The sequence below is a fragment of the Enterococcus gallinarum NBRC 100675 genome (assembly GCF_001544275.1).
GTDB classification, from domain to species: Bacteria; Bacillota; Bacilli; order Lactobacillales; family Enterococcaceae; genus Enterococcus_D; species Enterococcus_D gallinarum.
This window is the reverse complement of sequence record NZ_BCQE01000017.1, coordinates 51,144-70,813: the sequence shown is the minus strand read 5'-3', so window position 1 is coordinate 70,813 and position 19,670 is coordinate 51,144. Positions and strand designations below refer to the sequence as shown.

Sequence of the window (19,670 nt, the reverse complement as noted above, 5' to 3'; positions counted from 1 at the left end):
GTTTCGGATTCTCACGTTTCCATATCCCCATCATACCTTACCTGGTAAACTTATGCATCGTTTTCTATTTGATCCTAACACTGACTCGTGGGCCGATCCGACAAATCAACTCATTGGTTATAGTTTGTGCTTGCTCGGCAGTATTGCTCCAATCTGTCAGAATTTCAATTTCACTTTCAACTGGGATCGTAGGACAATGGCTCAAGTCTATCAAAAGCATGTCCATGCAGATCAAGCCGATCTGCGGCAAGGACTGACCGCGATAGGAAAGACAAAACTCTTGATTTGATAGAGAACGGGGCAGTCCATCACAATAGCCGATGCTCACAACACCAACAGTTGTTTCTTGATTCGCCACGGCGGTTTGCCCATAACCAATCGCTTCCCCTTTGGCAACGACTCGCTTAGTGATCAACTGCGCTTTGAGGGTCAGAATAGGCTGTAAGCTTACTCGTTGTTTTGTAGGCTCTTTCGTATCACTGAGGGATCCTGTCAATAAAATCCCCGGACGCACATAATCATAGCTTAAGTCTGGATAATTCAAAATACCATAACTGCTTTGTAAGTGTGTGACACCATAAGAAATCTGTCTCTGATCCAGCTCTAGGAGAATCTGATCGAAGCAGGCAATCTGCTTCTGAGTGCGAATCATACTATCAGGATTTAAGCGATCTGCCGAACCAAGATGAGAATAAACACCACTGATCGTCAAGAAGGGCAAAGCGAAAATCGAAAGAATTGAATCGATAGTCGGTGTTACACCTAGCCGATGCATTCCAGTATCGATGGCTAAATGACAGTCAATCGCTACTTTTCTTTGTGACAATGCTACAGCATGACCTTCGCTGATGATCGATTGGGTCAATGAGTAGCGACGAAGCTCTTTTATGCGTTTTGGAGAGGTATATCCCAAGACCAAGATGGGGCTTTTGACAGCATTTTTCCGCAATTGAATACCTTCATCAATCGTAGCCACCGCAAAAAAATCAATTCCGGCTTGTTCTAAAATAGGAGCAACTTCTTTGGCACCACAGCCGTAGGCATCGGCTTTAACGACTGCCATCACTTTTGTTTTCGGTGAGATGATCCGTTGGATCTCCTGTAGATTATGCAAAAGGGCTGTCTTTGAGAATTCTTTTACGGCCCTTTTAACGGGCGTTGTTTGTTTGTGTCTAAACCATGAGTGTTGTTGTCTTAAAAAGAGGCAAATGAATCCAATCGTCAAGATCAAAACAACCAAATAGTTGATTAGATTGTTTTGCAGAATGCTGATTTTTTGGCTCAAAAAGTGTGTGGCGGCAATCGTATAAGGATGTAAAAGGTAAAGCCACAAAGATAGCTGTCCCGGATGCTTCCAAGTCCTGTGGGGATGCCAGCGCAAAATCAGTGGAAATAAGAAAAAGAGTACAACAGGCAAGAAGAGATACATACTGTCATGTTTAGGTATAGAAAACCCATGCAAGTACGCACTCTCAATAAGCAATCCGATAAGGCTGATCAAAAAGAAGAGGGCTGTTTTGGATAAACTTCTTTTCTCTGATTGTTTTCTGACCAGCACACCTAAGCACAAAAACAATGGTGTAAAGAAAATACCGTTGCGGGTACCATCTAATAGGTGGAACACAGCAGTATAGAATGGTTCGATGGGTGTCTGTTGGATCAGTCCAAACCAACTATCACCACCTAATCCAATCAGGTACAATCCAGCCGCAAGCCAGAACACTTTTTTGAAGGAGACCTGTATCAGCAAACTTGTTAGGAGTAGGCTCCCAGTAATCAAAGCCGGAAAGTACCAAAGATGATAAAGAATGCCATTGATCAAAAGTGCTTGTACGAATGTTCCAACTGGTAGATCGAAGCCGATCGTTTGACTATAGAGTGCTAATGGTAAAAACATTAGTGTGGCTAATAGATAGACTTTTAGCTGTTTTTTGATAAAGTTGAACACTCGTTGTCGTGAAGGATAACTATTGACCACAGCAAGTTCTGCAAACACATAGTAACCACTGATCATAAAAAAGAAAGGAACAGCTACTCGAAAAATCGTCAATGTGATTAAGATATCGCCTTCTGGCCATAAATAGTGAAGGGGAAGACAATGGATCGCAACCACCATCATGGCTGCAATCACACGAAATTGATCGATTCCTTTATTTTTCATGCGAACTGCCTCACTGTCTGAGCCAAGTAATCATGGTATTCTTCCAGAGTCCATTTTTGGGCAGTGATGACTTGGCTATGGGGAAGCCCGACATAACGAAAATGCCAAGGTTCATAACTGATACCGGTGATCTCTTGTTTATCTTCCGGATAGCGTAGAATAAAGCCATAATTCATCATCTGCTGCATAAATAAATCAGCAGCAGCACTATCTCGAAAATGAGGGCAAATAAGATCATCATCTTCTTGTTTCTTTAGTCCTACATCAATAGCCAGACCGATTTGATGTTCACTGCAACCTGGCAAAGCAACGAATTGTTTGGTATAAGCTAACCCGTTTTCTTTTAGAGAATACTCCCACAAGCGTCGCTGTTCTTTTTCCGTACGATACCCATCTACCAGACGAATGTCCTTTTCTAGTCCGGTTGCTCGTACGAGTCGTTCCCATTGTTTCGCCACTTCTGGCTGGAGGTAAACATCGTGATCGCTAAAAGGGGCTAGCACTAAGTGCGGGGGCTCTTGATTTTTTTTCAATGGATGGTTTTTATTGATCAATTGTAATGTATTCATCGTTTGTCCTCCTCTGCCAGTGCAATCAATTGCTCTACTAACATTTCGTAGGATAACCCGACTTCCGCCATCATAGCTGGGTAGCGGGAGTGCCCAGTAAATCCTGGCATGGTGTTGATTTCGTTTAAATAGATCGCTCCTTGATCGGTGACGAAAAAATCGATTCGAGCCAGACCGGTCAGTCCCAAGTTTCGATAAAGCAGCTGTGCCTGCTCCTTGATCTGTGATTCAAGCGCGAGAGGCAATGGTGCTGGTACAGTGATCGTGGCGCTGATCAATTGGTATTTCTCTTCAAAATCAAAAAAACCGTCGACAAGTGAAATCGCATCACAAGCACCAATCGTCAATTGCTCGTTTCCTAAGATGCCGCAGCCAATTTCAATACCCGCTATCGCTTTTTGGATCAATACAGTAGAACCGTAAGCAAAAGCATTCGTTAATGCAGATTGGAGCGCTGTTTTGTCAGTTACTTTTGTGATCCCTTTAGAAGAACCGGCTTCATTCGGCTTGATAAAGATCGGGAATCCATGGTCTTGAATAAAACGATCGATTGTGGCAGGATCGTTTTCATAGCGGGATAAAAGCAAAGTGGGAGCACTAGCGATTCCCATGGTATCAGCAAGTTGATGCAAGAGCCATTTGTTCATACATAATGCGGAGGCAGCGACATGGCAACCAACATAAGGCAGGTTCATTAGTTCAAGCAATCCTTGAATACAGCCATCCTCGCCATACTTCCCATGCAAGACTGGAAAGAGGACATCAGGGACGATTCGTTTTTCTCCTAACATAAATCCTTGGCTAGAAAAAGTCAGCTGGTGACAGTTTTTGTGATCTTCTAGCCAAGTATCATTGCGAACATTCTTGAGGTTTCCTTGATACAAATACCAATCCATTGTTGGTGCGATGCCAATGGTCATTACTTCATATTTCAGCGGGTCGATAGCTTGGATCACACTTGCTGCTGAGGCTAGTGACACAGAGTATTCTGGAGAATTCCCTCCAAATAAAACGGCAATTTTTTTCATCATTTTCTTCCTTTCCCTTTTTTTTAAGGTTACATTCAGTGTACCTAGGAAAAGAAAAGAGAATTTGCGGTCTTCCTGTTGTCTTTCTCGTATTTTTATGATGAAAATCTAACGATTTTATGACAAAGGGCTTGAAGAAAGCAGGGGAAGCTATTGTTAGTGGTCAAATGGCCAACAACTCTGGTACAGAAGGGCCGTTGAAGGAAGAGCTCACGCATGCAGGAAAGCGTACAAAAAAGGAACCAAGCTGAACTATTTCCAACTTGGTTCCTCTGTATTCATACGTTAGTTCTTTGGCGTAGTGTGATGTGCCCAATTGAGGCAGCCATAGCCAAAGAAGATACAGTTAAGTGTGCAACAATAGCTGATCATCTTTTAGCTCAGTTCCACTATTTTGATGGAAGAGTGCCATCAGATCCGGTACCGTTAAGGAGTGTTTTTCTTCACCTGCGATATCGACAACGATTTTGCCTTGATGGAGCATGATCAAGCGATTGCCGTAACGGATGGCATCTTCCATATCATGAGTAACCATAAAGGCGGTCAACTGCTGTTCTTGAATCAACTGATCAGTCAGTGCCATCACAGTCATGGAGGTTTTCGGATCTAAAGCCGCAGTATGTTCGTCTAGCAGGATCAGTTTAGGCTGTTGCAAGGTCGCCATCAATAGGGTGATCGCTTGCCGCTGTCCTCCGGAAAGCAGCCCAATCTCAGTCGTCAGTCGATTTTCAAGTCCAAGATTCAAGCGAGCCAACTTTTCTTTGAAGAAGGCCCGATGCTTTCCTTTGACACCGGAGGAAAACCCGCGAACCTGGCCTCTTTTATAAGCAAGGGCTAAGTTTTCTTCGACTGTCAAACGAACGGCTGTCCCCATCCGCGGGTCTTGGAAGACACGACTGATTTCTTTGGAGCGTCGTGTGACTGAATGACGTGTGATTTCTTTGTCACCTAAGACGATCTTACCTTGTTCTGTTGGGATCGTTCCAGCAATGCTATTGAGTAATGTTGATTTTCCTGCACCATTTCCACCGATAATCGTAATGAAATCACCGCTGTTCATAGTGAGATCGATCCCGCGAAGGACATGATTTTCGTTGATGGTTCCTTTTTCAAATGTTTGGTGTAAATCACTGATCGTTAAAACAGGTGTCGTCATGATTGACCTCCTTTGGTTTTCGGAAGAAATTTTTGCAATCCAAGTTTCGTTCGAATTTGCGGCAATGAAAGACAGATAACTAAAACGATGGCAGAGGCAAGTTTCGAATCTGAAGCTTCCACGTTGAATTCAAAGACGATAGCTAGGATTAGACGATATAAGATCGCACCAATCACAATCGTGATCAAACGAACCCACAAAGATTTATTGCTGAAAAGGACTTCCGCGATAATGATCGATGCTAATCCGATCACGATCGTTCCTACACCTGAGTTAAGATCAGCAAAACCATTGTTTTGAGCTAAGAGGGAACCAGAAAGAGCAATACAGCCATTGGAAATCATATAGCCAATTAGTTTCATGTTGTCCGTATTGATTCCGTTGGCTTCACTCATCGCGAGATTGTCTCCCGTTGCTCGTACCGCTAGTCCAATCTCTGTACGGAAGAAGAGAAACAGCAACAAAATCACGACAGCAGCAAACAGGAGACCTGTACAAATGACTGCGGTATTTTTCGTTAAGCCTAGTGTTTGAAACCAAGTAAAAACAGTATCTTCCCCTAACAAGGCAATATTGGGTGCCCCCATGATCCGGTTTGTAATAGAATACAATCCGGTCATGGTAATGATTCCCGCTAACAATGCGGGAATTTTAAATTTGGTATGCAAGATCCCTGAGACAAATCCGGCGGCTAAACCGCCGCAAAAGCCCAACAGACTTGCCGTAAAAGGGGAAAGGCCATTGGTGATGCTGACAGCAGCAATGCCGGCTCCTAATGGAAAGCTTCCCTCAGCTGTCAAATCGGCAATATCTAAGATTCGGAAGGTTAAATAAACACCAATCGCTAATAATGCCCACAACATACCTTGAGAGGCAGCTGATTGAATAAGTATGAAAAATGTATTGATTAAATTCATAAGGTTTCCTCAAATCGTTTTTAGGTTTTTAGTTTCAAGTTAGTTTTCATCATTTCATCATATAGAAGCAAAATTATAGTAGATAGTAGATAGTAGCAAAATTACTCAGGAGCCACGATGCTTTCTGGATCAATTCCTAATGCAGTTGCCATTTCTTGATTCACAACTAGCTCTAGTTTATTCGCTGTTTCTACAGGTGTTGTAGCAGGCTTTTCATCCCCATCAAGAATTTTTGCAGCCAATTCACCCGTTTGTTTGCCTAGTGACTTGTAATCGATCCCGAATGTAGCTAAAGCGCCATCTTCCACTTGTTCGACAGAACCAGCAACGATCGGTGTTTTGGTTTCTTTGGCTACTTCACCAACGACTGCCGCAGCAGAAGCAAAGGTATTATCTGTTGGCACATAGATACCATCCACATCTTTAGCTAAACTAGTAGTTACTTGTTGGACATCATTTGTGGTATTCGCTGTCAAGACTTTGACGTCTACACCCGCATCTTTCAACGCTTTTTCTGCCAAATCTGCTTGGATTTTTGAATTTGCTTCCCCAGCATTATACATAATACCGATTGTTTTAGCGTCAGGGACGATACTCAATAACAATTGAATCTGTTTATCGATAGGGACCATGTCAGATGTACCAGTGATATTGCGTCCAGGAGCTTCATTGGAATCCGCTAATTTTGCTTCAACTAAATCAGTGACTGCAGTTACAACGATCGGAATATCTGTTGTTTCATTCGCCAATGAGACAGCAGCTGGTGTCGCGATCCCTAAGAGAAGATCAGGAGAATTTTTTACAAGTTTTTCGCTCATACTCTTCAGATTGTCTTGGCTATTTTGGGCATTTTGGTATTCTAAAGTAAGGTTTTCGCCTTCTTTATAGCCGCCTTCCGCCAAACCTTCTTTGAATCCTTCATAGGCAGCATCTAGCGAACCATGTTCCACCAGCTGCAAGATACCGACCGTTTTTTTGCCATCTTCAGTGGCATTGTTGGTATTCCCACATGCCGCAAGTCCAAGTCCTAAGGTAGTTGCCAATAGGCCAGTTGTTATCCATTTTTTCATTTTCATCAAATATTCCTCCTAAAAAGTCTTGATTTAAAAGCAACGGAACAAAAAAATCCATTCAGACAATCGTCTAAATGGATTTGAACTTACCAAAATTCAGAAATTCAGTGCGGCCATTTAGAAGATACTCTACATGGCTGCTGTTCACGTTAAACTGCTCTAGCCATTATAGATACAAACAAAGTGTTGTGAGGTTTGTATCCACAATGTTATGAATACAAACTATCTAAAATAGCTAAAGTAAGCAATATTCAGTTGTGGGGATAGTAATAGTTTCATGATTCTTCCTCCAAACTTGAATTGTTTACAGTATAGACGAAAGTTCAGTTATCTGTCAATTGAAAAACGCAATATTCTGAAAATTTTTTTTATAACAGATAAAGGGATGAATGAAAATGGTAAAATAAAAAAGCAGCCAGGTTAACTAAGCTGCTTTGATTAAATAGGTTTAGCTTTCTTTATAATAACGGATCGTATTTTTAATTTCTCGAATACTATAAGGAAGATCATCAGAAAATGCGGCATCTTGATCGATTTCCAATGAATCAGTAAAGATGGCTTCATATTCCTCAATGCTTAATTTTTGTCGCTGATCCAATAGCTGAGTGTGGGCTTCTTTGTTTAATTGATTTTGATAACCAGCTACCAAACGACCACTGAAAAATTCAGAAACAGCCCCAGAACCATAACTAAAAAGACCAATGCGATCTCCTGCGCTTAAATGAGACGAATTTTCTAATAACGAAATCAGTCCCAAATACAGAGAGCCGGTATAGAGATTGCCGATTCTGCGACTATAGACGATGGATTCTTCATAGCGAGCCATCACTCGTTCCTGCTCTGTTTCTACTTCATCGGCAAAGACTGCTAACAATGCTTTTTTTCCCATTTTTGTATAAGGAATATGGAAGCTGATTGCAGCATAATCGCTGATGCTGGTTTGATTGCGTTCGCAATGAGCTTGCCACACTTTTTTGAAAGAATCGATGTAGACTTGATTGGATAGATGCCCATCGACCATTGGATAAGCGTGGCCGAGAGGACGCCAAAAATCATAAATATCTTGAGTCAACATCAAATTGTCATTTTCAAAAGTCAAAATTCGTGGGTTAGCTGTAAGCAACATGGCAACAGCACCTGCTCCTTGTGTCGGTTCACCACCGGAACGTAAGCCATAACGAGCAATATCGGACGCAATGACTAGAACCTTGCTTTCTGGATTGGCTTGAATATGGGTTTTCGCAAATTGAATCCCTGCCGTTGCTCCGTAACAAGCCTCTTTGATTTCGAAAGAGCGGGCGAAAGGTTGGACGCCAAGCAATCTGTGTAAGACTACAGCAGAGGCTTTCGACTCATCGATTCCAGATTCTGTCCCAACAATCACCATGTCGATTGCCTGCAAGTCTTCAGGTTCTAAGATTTCTTTTGCTGCACTAGCCGCAAATGTAACGATATCTTGTGTTTTTTTGCTGACTGCCATTTGGTCTTGACCGATACCAATGGTAAATTTATTAGGATCTACCTCACGAGCGTGAGCGAGATCAACCATGTCTATATAGTAAGGCGGAACAAAAAAATTTATTTTATCAATACCAACGTTCATTATGACGCTCCTTTGGATTTAACTTATGTTATAACTATCGTCTATACGGTATCATATTTTTGTTTAAAAATGAAAAAAATTCTATTAGAATTTAAACTTTATTTAAGAATGGCTGATTGGAACAGAATGGAAACTCGTGGGGTATTCTTTTTTTGTGGAAATAATGATATATTTCTGTTGGAGGTGGCATGGTGGAAGAAGTTGTTATTATCGATGCACGAAGAACCCCCATCGGTAAATACCATGGGTCATTAAAGAAATTTTCAGCAGTTGCATTAGGTACTGCTGTAGCGAAAGATATGTTTGAACGAAATCAAAAGATCAAGGAAGAAATCGCGCAAGTGATCATCGGCAATGTTCTACAAGCAGGCAATGGCCAAAACCCTGCCCGACAAGTGGCCCTACAAAGTGGTCTCTCAGTGGACATCCCGGCATCAACGATCAATGAAGTTTGTGGTTCTGGATTGAAAGCCATTTTAATGGGAATGGAACAAATCCAGTTGGGCAAAGCGCAAGTTGTTTTAGCCGGGGGGATCGAAAGCATGACGAATGCTCCGTCCCTCAGTCATTACAATAAAGCAGAAGATACTTACAGTGTTCCAGTCTCAAGTATGACATTAGATGGTTTAACAGATGCTTTTAGTAGTAAGCCAATGGGCTTGACAGCTGAAAATGTGGCGCAACGCTACGACATCTCGCGAGAGGCTCAGGACCAGTTCGCCTATCAATCACAAATGAAAGCCGCTAAAGCGCAAGCAGAGAATAAATTTGCGAAAGAGATCGTTCCGCTGGCTGGCGAAACAGAAACGATCACCGCAGATGAAGGGATCCGCAGTCAGACCACACTAGAAAAACTGACTTCTTTAAAACCAGTTTTTAAAACTGACGGTACCGTAACTGCTGGAAATGCTTCTACGATCAATGATGGTGCAGCATTGGTGTTGTTAGCATCAAAAACCTACTGTGAAACAAATGATATTCCGTATTTAGCGACGATCAAAGAAATCGTTGAAGTAGGGATTGACCCTGAAATCATGGGGATCTCTCCTATCAAGGCAATTCGAACACTTCTTCAAAATCAAAAAGTTTCATTAGAAGACATCGGTGTGTTTGAGATCAACGAAGCGTTTGCTGCATCTTCGATCGTGGTGGAGTCTGAATTGGGATTGGATCCAGCAAAAGTCAATCGCTATGGTGGCGGAATTTCTCTTGGACATGCGATTGGTGCTACAGGAGCCCGCTTAGCGACTTCTTTGGTCTACCAAATGCAAGAGATCCAAGCCCGTTATGGGATTGCATCTTTATGTGTTGGTGGCGGGTTAGGGCTGGCTATGCTGTTGGAGCGGCCAACAATTGAAAAAGCAAAGCCGACGGATAAGAAATTTTATGAGTTGTCCCCCGCTGAGCGGTTACAAGAGCTTGAGAATCAACAAAAAATTTCTAGTGAAACCAAACAACAACTGTCACAAATGATGTTAGCGGAAGACACGGCGAACCATTTGATTGAGAACCAAATCAGTGAGATCGAGCTGCCAATGGGTGTAGGTATGAATCTGAAGGTGGACGGCAAAGCATATGTCGTGCCAATGGCTACAGAAGAACCTTCTGTGATTGCAGCAATGAGTAATGGAGCCAAAATGGCTGGTGAGATCCATACGCAAAGCAAAGAACGATTGTTGCGAGGACAGATTGTTTTTTCTGCAAAGAATCCAAATGAAATCGAGCAATGGATTGCGGAAAACCAAGCTGTGATTTTTGAGCGGGCAGAACAAAGCTATCCTTCGATCGTCAAACGAGAAGGAGGATTGCGACGCATCGCTCTGCGGCACTTTCCAGCAGATTCTCAGCAGGAATCTGCTGATCAGTCGACGTTTTTATCGGTGGATCTTTTCGTGGATGTCAAGGATGCGATGGGAGCCAATATCATCAATGCGATCTTAGAAGGCGTTGCCGCACTTTTCAGAGAATGGTTTCCTAATGAAGAAATCTTATTTAGTATTTTAAGCAATCTTGCTACTGAGTCATTAGTCACGGCTGTTTGTGAAGTACCGTTTTCTGCTTTAAGCAAAAGGGATGGTGCCACGGTTGCACAAAAAATTGTTCAAGCTTCTTTGTTTGCCAAAACGGATCCTTATCGAGCAGTCACTCATAATAAAGGCATCATGAATGGGGTGGAGGCAGTGATGCTGGCCACTGGAAATGATACCCGGGCAGTTTCTGCTGCCTGTCACGGCTATGCAGCTCGTACTGGCAGCTATCAAGGACTGACTAATTGGACCATCGAATCGGATCGATTAGTAGGGGAAATCACGTTGCCGTTAGCTATCGCTACTGTTGGTGGCGCCACAAAGGTCCTACCAAAAGCACAAGCAGCATTGGAAATCAGTGATGTTCACTCTTCTCAAGAGTTAGCTGCGCTAGCTGCAAGTGTGGGACTTGTTCAAAACTTGGCTGCTTTGCGGGCACTTGTCTCAGAAGGGATTCAGAAGGGACATATGAGTATGCAAGCTCGTTCACTAGCGATCGCTGTTGGAGCGGAGAAAGCGGAAATCGAGCAAGTAGCTGAAAAACTACGGCAAAATCCACCAATGAATCAACAACAAGCGTTACGATTTTTAGAAGAAATTCGGGAACAATAAAAAACTTGTTTCACGGTAGCATTTGCTACCGTGAAACAAGTTTTTTTGTCATAGATAAATTGATGAGTGTTTCTAGAAGCTGCTAAAGCTCATCGTTTTAAGTACATCCCAATACTTTTGGGGGCTGTCTCCACAAAACCAAACTGCTGATAAAGTTTTTCAGCTGGACAATCAGCAATCAGATTCACGTAAGCTTGAGGATCTACTTCCTTATGTAGATGGTTCATTATGGCGCTCATGATTGATTTTGAATCCATTGCCTTGATCTTCAGGGAGGACAGCGATGTCTAGGATTTGATAGGCAGTACCTCCGTCACCAATCAATCGGCCCATGCCGACTAAGGTTTGATCGCTGGTTCTTCGAACATTCACTGCAAAAAGACTATTGCTTAAACCAATTTTACTCGCAGCTGTTCCACGAAGAGTAAGACCGCAGGCTTTTTCGTAGAGTTAGGTATTCAGCTACTTCAGGAACTGTATGTTTTAGGAGATATTTAGAATCGTTCATCATCGTTCATCATGGTCCTCCTTGATACAGAGTTATTCAGTCCTATGGAATTTGATCAATACCTTTTAGCAGATGGCTTTTTGGTAATGGGCAAAGACGTATTTAAAAGAAAGAGACGATGATAGAAGGATTCCAACAAATGAAGTAGCCAAACCCCAACAGTTGAGCTGTTCGTTTTTTTCTTTCTATCATCGTCTCTTTAGCTTAACGTTCAGTTAGTGGGGTGTTCGCATACTCTTCGATCAATGGAATCACATCCAGCTTCAGTTTGTACTTACGAGCCAACGCAGGTTCAACAGTGAATTCGCCAACTTCAGTCGCTGATATAGTTGCCAATAGGCGTTTTTCTTTCGCTGTATCTTCAAAAATCTGCACATTCTCGGCATTTCTTTCAACAGAGAATTTAGGAAATGCAGTCATTTTTTCTTCAAAAGCGGCAAAACCATCCGTTGTTTCCGCTGCTTCCGGCTGAGATTCTGAGACTGGTTCAGTAGCAGAGGCTTCTGGTTGAGTGACAGCTGGTGTTGCTGGCAACCAATAAGCGGCGATTTCTTCCACTAGATTATCACTAAAACGATCTAATAGACCTTTTTCTTGTTTTTGGATTCGTTTCACAACGATTTTGAAATTCTCGTCTAAAGGAACTGCGATTTTTTGTTCTTTGGTCGTTGCCGTTTGCAGTTCGATCAACATTTCCTCACGGTTTTTAGGGTTGATATAAACGGTGGTCTCTAGTCCAAAATTTGCAGCTGTCTTGTGTTGGATCGCTGAAAATAATTGTTGACGTGCCATTTCATAAGATGGACGAAATTGTTGTTTTAACTTGGCTAATTGTTTCTTTTTCATATTCTTCTCCTCTCAATCAATCTCGATTATAAGGAATAATGACGAAAATGAACAGGGGTTTTCATGAAAAAATGAGGAATTTCTTTTGATTATCAGAAAAAAATGGCTTTTCCTTAAATGAAATAAAAGAAACAGCCAAGATCATACCCAATGAGTAGGTGATGACTTTGACTGTTTCTGAGGGAATCAACTTACTTCTAGAGCTATACCAGGTTCATCACTTAGTGCTCAAAGCGTCGATTTGTTGATATTTAGGCATCAAAATAAACGAATCATTTTTACCGTAGGCGACCAAGTAATTTTCCCATAGAAAAAAGCTTAGCGGCATCTTCGCTTTTTCAGCAAGCATTTGCTGATAGTCTGACTGATCCCATTGACGTGCGGGAAAATGTTGAATGTAGTCGGGAAAAATCAGAAATACAAAATCAGGATGCAAAGCTCGCTTGACGGCAGTGGGCAGTTGATCCAAACGTGTAGAATCCATCGGGGTTTCCCTCATTAGAATCCTGTTGTATCCGGATTAGTTGCTTTCCCAACGACTCCATCCAGTTGATCGATTCGCTGCATATCTTCATCAGAAAGCTCAAAATCAAAGACTGCTAGGTTTTCCTCGATACGACTTGGTGTAACAGATTTAGGCAGCGGCAAGAAACCATGTTGTAAAGACCAGCGAATCGCGATTTGAGCAATCGTTTTGCCGTACTTGTCAGAGAGTTCCTGCATTTCGGGAACGTCAAAGATTTTTCCTGTGCCTAAAGGACTGTAAGCTTCCAATAAGACATTGTGCTCTTGGCAATAAGACACTACTTCTTTTTGTAATTCACCTGGCGCTAAGAAAATTTGGTTGACCATTGGGAAAATAGTGGCTGTTTTTTTCAGTTCTTCGAAATGATGAGGCAAGAAATTGCTGACGCCGATGGCTTTGATCTTACCAGCTTGATAAAGCTCTTCCATTGCGCGCCACGTTTCTGCATTGGCTGACTGCCAATTGTCACGGAATTTCACTGGATTTGGCCAATGAATCAAGAAAAGATCGATATAGTCGGTTTGTAATTTCTTCAACGATTCTTCAAAGGAAGAAAGGACCAAGTCGTAAGAGTGATTTTCATTCCATAATTTTGTTGTCAAAAAGATTTCTTCTCTAGGAATGCCACTTTCTTTAATTGCTTGTCCAACACTGTCTTCATTTTTGTAACCTTGCGCGGTATCGATATGACGGTAACCAACTTCCAATGCTTTTTTGACAGCAGAAACAGCAACGTCACCATTTGGTGTTTGCCAAGTGCCAAAGCCAAGTTCAGGAATCGATACATTGTTCGATAAAGTATAACTGTTCATTTTCATTCCTCCATTTCTTTGTTTTTAGTTTAGCAGAGAAGGGATTTTTTTCCAATGGAAGATACTTCTGATCAAAATAATGCACAAAAAAGATGTAAAAAAACTTGTGTTTTGAACCAGTTTTTTTGTACACTTGAGAAATGGATAAGGAGAGAGAATATGGATATCTATTTAAAGCGTGCGATTATGCACATTGTGGATCGACAAACGGGTGATCCCGTATACTCGCAAGTGGAATTGGATCTGACAACGGAATACATCCGAGATTATTTAACGAAAAAAATTCAAAAATTAGCGACACCTCAGACAAAGACCGGCCGCTTGCTGGAGGATTCTGAGATGGCTAGATTCGTCAAACAAGCGCCGGAATCATTTGTTGAAAGCAGTGAAGCAATCCTTCGACGCTGGTATGAAGTTTACCAACAAAGTGAAGATGCCCCAAGTGCGGATGCTTTCATTGTCTTGTATGAATTAGATACCAAACTGCAATTGGCATTTTTGAAGGTTAACTATACAGATGGCTACACGCACTTTATCGACAGCACTGAAATAGGTATCGCCAATAATCTGATTTTGCATCGAGCACTTTTAGCTGGCAAAACCCAAAAAGCAGATGAAGGAATAACAATCGATGTCGAGCAGCTGACTTACGAATTAGTAGAGAAAAAATATACCTTCTCCGGAGAAAAATATTTCTATTTCTCCACGAAAGTGATTGATTCTGAACCGTTACCTTCTCTTGAAGAAAATGTCAAAGTCATCAAAAAGGTAGCTGAAAAAATTGGTCAAAAGTTTGAGACCCCTTCTTATGATGTCATTGCCGATGTCAAAGAGGCTGTTTACGATACAATAGAAGAAAATGGTCAGCTGCATGTAGATTCGATTGCCCAAAAAGTATTCAAAGATAATATTACGGCTCAGATGGCGTTTCAAGAAGAAGTAGCAGAAAAAGGGTATATCGATCAAGCCCCTATGCTGCGAGAGGTCAGAGAAATTTCAGAAAAAAAATATGGCAAACAAAAGCTAAAACTTTCCAATGGTATCGAGTTGATCGTTCCATTGGATGTCTATCGAGATCCGAATTTGATCGAATTCATCAACAATCCGGATGGCACGATTTCTGTAACCATCAAAAATGTGGAAGAAGTCATCAATCGCATATAAAAATAGCTGCCAGGCTCTTCTCAAGGAGTCTCTGGCAGCTATTTTTATTTATTGTTGAGTTGATCCAAAGCGGGTTTGGGTACGTCTTCTTGTGAGACTTCTTCCCAACTGAGGACGCCTTTGCGGGGATTGACTAACAGTTTCAGATAGGCACCTTCTCGTAGGGGCTTGGAGCGATGTTCATTCATTTGAACGATCTTCTCTTCACCGGATTCATTATAAGCCGCTTGTTCATATTTATAAATATCTTGAGCCACACCATCACTGGCAATTGATGTTGAGTGGGTACCGCTAGTAGTGATTTCGGTGTAATAAGCAGTGCCGCCATAGTAATAACGGTAGGCAAAGAAACAGCCGCCTAAGAAAACGCCAAAGACGATCAAACTCGCAATGATTTTTTTCATTCCTGTTCACCTCATATCTATTATTCTATAAAAAAGCAGACCCGTCCAACTATTTTATCAAAATCAAAGCAAATCTTAGAAATTTTGAATAAAAACGGCGAACAATGAAGGAGACAATATTCTTGACTTTGACTAAATTTGACCTATAATAGAGATAGATTTAAACTTACAAAAAATAAGTAAGGAAGAATTTTTTACTTTTGTAAGGAAAAGTCTATAATTGATAGTAGAGCCGATCCAACGGCGCTACATCTCATTTAGGAGGGAAATTATTATGGCAAAACAACATTATGATCGTAGTAAACCACATGTAAACATTGGTACAATTGGACACGTGGATCATGGGAAAACGACACTGACTGCTGCCATTACGACAGTTCTTGGTAAAAAAGGACTCGCTAATCCGCAAGATTACGCAAGTATTGATGCGGCTCCTGAAGAACGGGAACGTGGTATCACGATCAATACCGCTCACGTTGAATATGAAACAGAAAAACGTCACTATGCTCACATTGACGCTCCAGGACACGCGGATTATGTTAAAAATATGATTACCGGTGCTGCCCAAATGGATGGTGCGATTTTAGTTGTATCCGCAACAGATGGTCCAATGCCTCAAACCCGGGAACATATCTTGCTTTCGAGACAAGTTGGTGTGAAACATCTGATTGTTTTCTTGAACAAAATCGATTTAGTCGATGACGAAGAATTGATTGATTTAGTAGAAATGGAAGTAAGAGAACTGCTATCTGAATATAATTTTCCAGGGGATGACATTCCTGTTATCAAAGGTTCGGCATTAAAAGCGTTGGAAGGAGACCCTGATGCAGAAGCTGCCATCATGGAATTAATGGATACAGTAGACAGCTATATCCCAACACCTGAGCGTGATACAGACAAACCATTACTCTTGCCAGTTGAAGATGTCTTTTCGATTACTGGACGAGGAACAGTTGCTTCCGGACGGATCGATCGGGGAACAGTTCGGGTAGGCGATGAAGTAGAAATCGTCGGTATCAAACCTGAAACCCAAAAAGCTGTAGTGACAGGCGTCGAAATGTTCCGCAAGACGATGGACTTTGGGGAAGCCGGTGACAATGTAGGTGTCTTGCTGAGAGGGATCACTCGTGACGAAATTGAACGAGGACAAGTGTTGGCTAAACCAGGTTCGATCACACCACATACAAAATTCCAAGCAGAAGTTTATGTATTGACGAAAGAAGAAGGTGGTCGTCATACACCATTCTTCAACAACTATCGTCCACAATTTTATTTCCGTACAACGGATGTGACAGGGAACATTACATTGCCTGAAGGAACAGAAATGGTGATGCCAGGTGACAACGTGACCATCGATGTGGAATTGATTCATCCAATCGCCGTTGAAAATGGAACGACTTTCTCTATTCGTGAAGGTGGCCGCACTGTTGGTTCCGGTATCGTTACTGAAATTGAAAAATAAATCAGTGTTTCAACAAGAATGAAGCAGTGACTAGAGCCTTTTAGGACAGTCACTGTTTCTTTTTCTAAATTTCTTTGTGATTTTATTAAGGATTTTAGATGGAGGAAAACAAACCTAGTCAGCAAATAAGTTTCATAGTAGGATAGAAGCTGACACTAAAAAGATAGGATGTTTTTCCATGAGAAAACTGCGACGATTTTTTATTTTTATAGCAAAAATAGCTGGAGTCCTGTTGCTTATCGGCGGACTGTTTTTAGGCTATAAAAATTATACAGCTCTAAAGAAAGTGTATTCTTATGAAGAAACAATCGCTGAGCAAACAGAAAAATATGGCATCAGCGACTATCAGGAATTAGCGATGAGTATTATGTTGACTGAATCAAAAGGGGAAGGAAACGACCCGATGCAAAGCTCAGAGAGTGCTTACGGGAAACAAAATCAATTTGAAAATGCCCAAGATAGTATCGAGCAGGGAGTGGCTTATCTGGCTAAACTGATCAAAAAATCTGCTGACATGAACTGTGATCTGTGGACCGCCGTTCAAGCCTATAATTTTGGGACGGACTATATTGATTATGTAGCCAAGAATGGTGGCGAAAATACGCTAGAACTGGCAGAGTCCTATTCAAAAGAAGTGCTTTCTCCTTTGCTAGGAAATGATAATGAGCAAACCTATCGTTACTGGGGGTGGCAGTCGATCACTTATAATGGCGGTTATTTGTATCACAATGGTGGCAATTTATTTTATGCAGATGTGGTAAAATTCAATCAATGGAAGATAAAAATGGGTAGTATTTTGTTTTCTTGAAAGTCTCTGAAATCAAGCAGGTAAAAGACTTGAAAAAACAATAAAATATGATAGAATCAATATGAGTGATTCTGTCTAATTGTTCGTCGCACTGATTCTGATTGGTGCGATTTTTTACCTAATGAATACGGGAATACTTACCGAATGGAGGTGAGTGGATGGCACGAATACCTCAAACGGTCATTGATGATATTCGAGAACGAAGTAATATCGTTGATATCGTTGGTCAGTACGTCCAGTTGAAGAAATCTGGGAAAAACTATTTTGGATTATGTCCCTTCCACAACGAAAAGTCACCTTCTTTTTCTGTGGCAGAAGACAAGCAGATCTATCATTGTTTTGGCTGTGGCCGCGGAGGCAATGTCTTTGGTTTTTTGCAAGAGTTAGAAGGATTAAGTTTTCCAGAATCTGTTTTGAAAGTTGCAGAAATCAGTGATATCCCTTTAGACGAGCAATACAAGCAAACCGAAGCAATTGATGCAACCTCTTCTCAGCAAAATCAATTGATAGCGTTGCATGAAAAAGCTGCTGAAGTCTATCATCACATGTTAGTCAATACGGCTGCCGGGCAAGGCGCATTGGATTATTTGCTGGAACGCGGATTGACGATGGCACTGATCGACGAATTTCAGATTGGTTTTGCGCCTAACGAGCGTGCCTTTTTGGAAAAAGTTTTTTTGAATGAAAAAGCAAATGCGGCATTTTTTGCGGATACAGGTCTCTTTGTACAAAGAAACGATGGGCAACTTGCTGACCGTTTTTATCAAAGAATCATGTTTCCGATTCGGAACCCACAAGGAAAGACCATCGGTTTTTCTGGACGCTGGTTTCAAACGGAACAGGATGACAGCAAAGACCAGCCCAAGTATTTGAACAGTCCAGAAACAATGCTTTTCAATAAGCGTGAAGTGCTTTTCAACTTTGATAAAGCACGGCGATCAATCCGAAAAGAAGGCCAAGTCTTTCTATTTGAAGGCTTTATGGATGTAATCGCAGCGTGGCAATCAGGAATCGAGAACGGGATCGCTTCAATGGGAACTAGTTTGACGAACCAGCAGATTGCCAATATTGAACGTGTCGCTACAGAAGTCATCCTTTGTTATGATGGTGACCAGGCAGGAATCAATGCAACGAATCGCGGGATTGATCTTTTACAAGAACATAGCCGCGTGAATCTCTCCGTCGTTCGAGTCCCTGAACGTCTGGACCCGGATGATTATGTGCGAAAGTATGGCACAGAGGCCTTTTTCAAACTGGCCATGCATGGCAGAGAAACGGTTTTTGCATTCAAAATGGACTTTCATCGTGCCAATCGCAACTTGGCCAATGAAAAAGAACAGATCGATTATGTCCAAGAGGTCTTGCAAGAATTACAGCATGTAGATTCTTTGCTAGAACAAGACCGATACTTGACACAACTTTCAACTGAATTTCATATTAGTCGAGAAACACTACAGACGCAATTGCGACAGTTAAAACAGACGCAGCCGACCTCAACGCCTTCACCGCCAGTTCGTGAAACAGTGAGTGTAGCACCACCGCCACCACGACAGCAACGGAAAACTCAGGTAGAAAAGGCGGAGGAATTACTGTTATATCGTCTGTTCCATGACAATACGCTGAATCCTCGTTTTAAAAGTACCGGTGTTGCGTTTATTCATGATAAATACCAACAAATCTATTTTTTATACGATGCGTATATGGAAACCGAAGAGCAATTTATCCTAGCAAAATTCTTGGATTTTTTGAAAGATGAACAAATGAAACAACAAGTGATCGAGATCGCTGATATCAAAGCTTCTGAAGAGGGGACGGAACAAGAATTCCAAGACCTTCTGCAGGTATTTCGTAAGTCGGGCATTGCTGAAGAAATCAATCAAAAACGAATCCAGCAGCAAGAAGCACGACAAAAAGGAAACCAGCAATTAGAGTTGGAATTAGCAATTGCGATCATTGATTTGACCAAACGGTTGAAACAAGCTAAATAGCGAACT

The 19,670-nt window shown here is 41.6% G+C and carries 18 protein-coding genes; 5 read left to right on the top strand and 13 right to left on the bottom strand.

Features of this window, described 5'->3' with window-relative positions; translation table 11 throughout:
• Window positions 1-64 precede the first annotated feature (64 nt).
• From vanT to EG2_RS11170, 7 genes are all read right to left on the bottom strand, one after another.
• Window positions 65-2,161 carry a membrane-bound serine racemase VanT gene (gene vanT / locus EG2_RS11200; protein ID WP_060814821.1) on the bottom strand — a complete coding sequence of 699 codons (2,097 nt, stop codon included), beginning with the start codon at window positions 2,159-2,161 and terminating at the stop codon, window positions 65-67.
• Window positions 2,158-2,730 carry a D-Ala-D-Ala dipeptidase/D-Ala-D-Ala carboxypeptidase VanXY-C gene (locus EG2_RS11195; RefSeq protein ID WP_003126779.1) on the bottom strand — a complete coding sequence of 191 codons (573 nt, stop codon included), beginning with the start codon at window positions 2,728-2,730 and terminating at the stop codon, window positions 2,158-2,160. Before EG2_RS11195 ends, vanT begins: the two co-directional genes overlap by 4 nt.
• Entirely contained in the window at window positions 2,727-3,758 is a 1,032-nt protein-coding gene (vanC1, locus tag EG2_RS11190; RefSeq protein ID WP_060814820.1) for a D-alanine--D-serine ligase VanC1, read from the bottom strand. The genes EG2_RS11195 and vanC1 overlap by 4 nt, the downstream gene beginning before the upstream one ends.
• A 346-nt stretch (window positions 3,759-4,104) precedes the next feature.
• The gene (locus tag EG2_RS11185; RefSeq protein WP_060814819.1) at window positions 4,105-4,914 is read right to left on the bottom strand and encodes an ABC transporter ATP-binding protein; all 810 of its coding nucleotides are present in this window, start codon (window positions 4,912-4,914) and stop codon (window positions 4,105-4,107) included.
• The gene (locus EG2_RS11180) at window positions 4,911-5,831 is read right to left on the bottom strand and encodes an ABC transporter permease (protein WP_005472153.1); all 921 of its coding nucleotides are present in this window, start codon (window positions 5,829-5,831) and stop codon (window positions 4,911-4,913) included. The genes EG2_RS11185 and EG2_RS11180 overlap by 4 nt, the downstream gene beginning before the upstream one ends.
• A 101-nt stretch (window positions 5,832-5,932) precedes the next feature.
• Complete coding sequence (locus EG2_RS11175; protein ID WP_060814818.1) at window positions 5,933-6,907, bottom strand: ABC transporter substrate-binding protein; 975 nt, start codon at window positions 6,905-6,907, stop codon at window positions 5,933-5,935.
• A 445-nt stretch (window positions 6,908-7,352) separates the two neighbouring features.
• Window positions 7,353-8,507 carry a hydroxymethylglutaryl-CoA synthase gene (locus EG2_RS11170; protein WP_060814817.1) on the bottom strand — a complete coding sequence of 385 codons (1,155 nt, stop codon included), beginning with the start codon at window positions 8,505-8,507 and terminating at the stop codon, window positions 7,353-7,355.
• A 191-nt stretch (window positions 8,508-8,698) separates the two neighbouring features.
• On the opposite strand from EG2_RS11170, the gene EG2_RS18470 reads away from it, so the two are divergent.
• On the top strand, window positions 8,699-11,146 hold the full coding sequence (locus EG2_RS18470) for a hydroxymethylglutaryl-CoA reductase, degradative (RefSeq protein WP_169793134.1): 2,448 nt from the start codon (window positions 8,699-8,701) through the stop codon (window positions 11,144-11,146).
• Window positions 11,147-11,235: 89 nt separating this feature from the next.
• On the opposite strand, the gene EG2_RS19680 is transcribed toward EG2_RS18470, so the two are convergent.
• From EG2_RS19680 to EG2_RS11140, 5 genes are all read right to left on the bottom strand, one after another.
• Window positions 11,236-11,373: a hypothetical protein gene (locus EG2_RS19680; protein ID WP_249024291.1), complete on the bottom strand. Its 138-nt coding sequence runs from the start codon at window positions 11,371-11,373 to the stop codon at window positions 11,236-11,238.
• On the bottom strand, window positions 11,357-11,518 hold the full coding sequence (locus EG2_RS19675) for a hypothetical protein (RefSeq protein WP_228159809.1): 162 nt from the start codon (window positions 11,516-11,518) through the stop codon (window positions 11,357-11,359). Before EG2_RS19675 ends, EG2_RS19680 begins: the two co-directional genes overlap by 17 nt.
• A 340-nt stretch (window positions 11,519-11,858) precedes the next feature.
• Complete coding sequence (locus EG2_RS11150; protein WP_060814816.1) at window positions 11,859-12,500, bottom strand: hypothetical protein; 642 nt, start codon at window positions 12,498-12,500, stop codon at window positions 11,859-11,861.
• 217 nt (window positions 12,501-12,717) lie between these two features.
• Entirely contained in the window at window positions 12,718-12,984 is a 267-nt protein-coding gene (locus EG2_RS11145; protein ID WP_060814815.1) for a hypothetical protein, read from the bottom strand.
• A gap of 14 nt (window positions 12,985-12,998) precedes the next feature.
• The gene (locus EG2_RS11140) at window positions 12,999-13,844 is read right to left on the bottom strand and encodes an aldo/keto reductase (RefSeq protein WP_003126791.1); all 846 of its coding nucleotides are present in this window, start codon (window positions 13,842-13,844) and stop codon (window positions 12,999-13,001) included.
• Between the two features lie 153 nt (window positions 13,845-13,997).
• Here EG2_RS11140 and EG2_RS11135 point away from each other — a divergent pair, with 153 nt between their 5' ends.
• The gene (locus tag EG2_RS11135) at window positions 13,998-15,002 is read left to right on the top strand and encodes a nucleoid-associated protein (RefSeq protein WP_060814814.1); all 1,005 of its coding nucleotides are present in this window, start codon (window positions 13,998-14,000) and stop codon (window positions 15,000-15,002) included.
• 44 nt (window positions 15,003-15,046) lie between these two features.
• On the opposite strand, the gene EG2_RS11130 is transcribed toward EG2_RS11135, so the two are convergent.
• Entirely contained in the window at window positions 15,047-15,406 is a 360-nt protein-coding gene (locus EG2_RS11130) for a YxeA family protein (protein ID WP_060814813.1), read from the bottom strand.
• A gap of 274 nt (window positions 15,407-15,680) precedes the next feature.
• Between EG2_RS11130 and tuf the strand changes: the two genes are divergently transcribed.
• The 3 genes from tuf to dnaG all read left to right on the top strand — a co-directional run bounded on the left by tuf (window position 15,681) and on the right by dnaG (window position 19,664).
• Window positions 15,681-16,868 carry an elongation factor Tu gene (tuf, locus tag EG2_RS11125; RefSeq protein WP_003126794.1) on the top strand — a complete coding sequence of 396 codons (1,188 nt, stop codon included), beginning with the start codon at window positions 15,681-15,683 and terminating at the stop codon, window positions 16,866-16,868.
• 178 nt (window positions 16,869-17,046) lie between these two features.
• Window positions 17,047-17,676, top strand: coding sequence for a lysozyme family protein (locus EG2_RS11120; protein WP_005472164.1), 630 nt, complete (start codon window positions 17,047-17,049; stop codon window positions 17,674-17,676).
• A 158-nt stretch (window positions 17,677-17,834) separates the two neighbouring features.
• Window positions 17,835-19,664 (top strand): DNA primase, encoded by a 1,830-nt coding sequence (dnaG, locus tag EG2_RS11115; protein WP_060814812.1) that lies wholly within the window; start codon window positions 17,835-17,837, stop codon window positions 19,662-19,664.
• Window positions 19,665-19,670: the final 6 nt, after the last annotated feature.

Excerpts from the sequence above, each read along its gene's own strand:
- EG2_RS11170 (WP_060814817.1), bottom strand. The coding sequence starts at position 8,507 with ATGAACGTTGGTATTGATAAAATAAATTTTTTTGTTCCGCCTTACTAT.
- EG2_RS11195 (WP_003126779.1), bottom strand. The coding sequence starts at position 2,730 with ATGAATACATTACAATTGATCAATAAAAACCATCCATTGAAAAAAAAT.
- EG2_RS11145 (WP_060814815.1), bottom strand. The coding sequence starts at position 12,984 with ATGGATTCTACACGTTTGGATCAACTGCCCACTGCCGTCAAGCGAGCT.
- EG2_RS11140 (WP_003126791.1), bottom strand. The coding sequence starts at position 13,844 with ATGAAAATGAACAGTTATACTTTATCGAACAATGTATCGATTCCTGAA.
- dnaG (WP_060814812.1), top strand. The coding sequence starts at position 17,835 with ATGGCACGAATACCTCAAACGGTCATTGATGATATTCGAGAACGAAGT.
- EG2_RS11185 (WP_060814819.1), bottom strand. The coding sequence starts at position 4,914 with ATGACGACACCTGTTTTAACGATCAGTGATTTACACCAAACATTTGAA.
- tuf (WP_003126794.1), top strand. The coding sequence starts at position 15,681 with ATGGCAAAACAACATTATGATCGTAGTAAACCACATGTAAACATTGGT.
- EG2_RS11120 (WP_005472164.1), top strand. The coding sequence starts at position 17,047 with ATGAGAAAACTGCGACGATTTTTTATTTTTATAGCAAAAATAGCTGGA.
- EG2_RS11135 (WP_060814814.1), top strand. The coding sequence starts at position 13,998 with ATGGATATCTATTTAAAGCGTGCGATTATGCACATTGTGGATCGACAA.
- EG2_RS19680 (WP_249024291.1), bottom strand. The coding sequence starts at position 11,373 with ATGAACCATCTACATAAGGAAGTAGATCCTCAAGCTTACGTGAATCTG.
- vanC1 (WP_060814820.1), bottom strand. The coding sequence starts at position 3,758 with ATGAAAAAAATTGCCGTTTTATTTGGAGGGAATTCTCCAGAATACTCT.
- EG2_RS11130 (WP_060814813.1), bottom strand. The coding sequence starts at position 15,406 with ATGAAAAAAATCATTGCGAGTTTGATCGTCTTTGGCGTTTTCTTAGGC.
- vanT (WP_060814821.1), bottom strand. The coding sequence starts at position 2,161 with ATGAAAAATAAAGGAATCGATCAATTTCGTGTGATTGCAGCCATGATG.
- EG2_RS11150 (WP_060814816.1), bottom strand. The coding sequence starts at position 12,500 with ATGAAAAAGAAACAATTAGCCAAGTTAAAACAACAATTTCGTCCATCT.
- EG2_RS11180 (WP_005472153.1), bottom strand. The coding sequence starts at position 5,831 with ATGAATTTAATCAATACATTTTTCATACTTATTCAATCAGCTGCCTCT.
- EG2_RS11175 (WP_060814818.1), bottom strand. The coding sequence starts at position 6,907 with ATGAAAATGAAAAAATGGATAACAACTGGCCTATTGGCAACTACCTTA.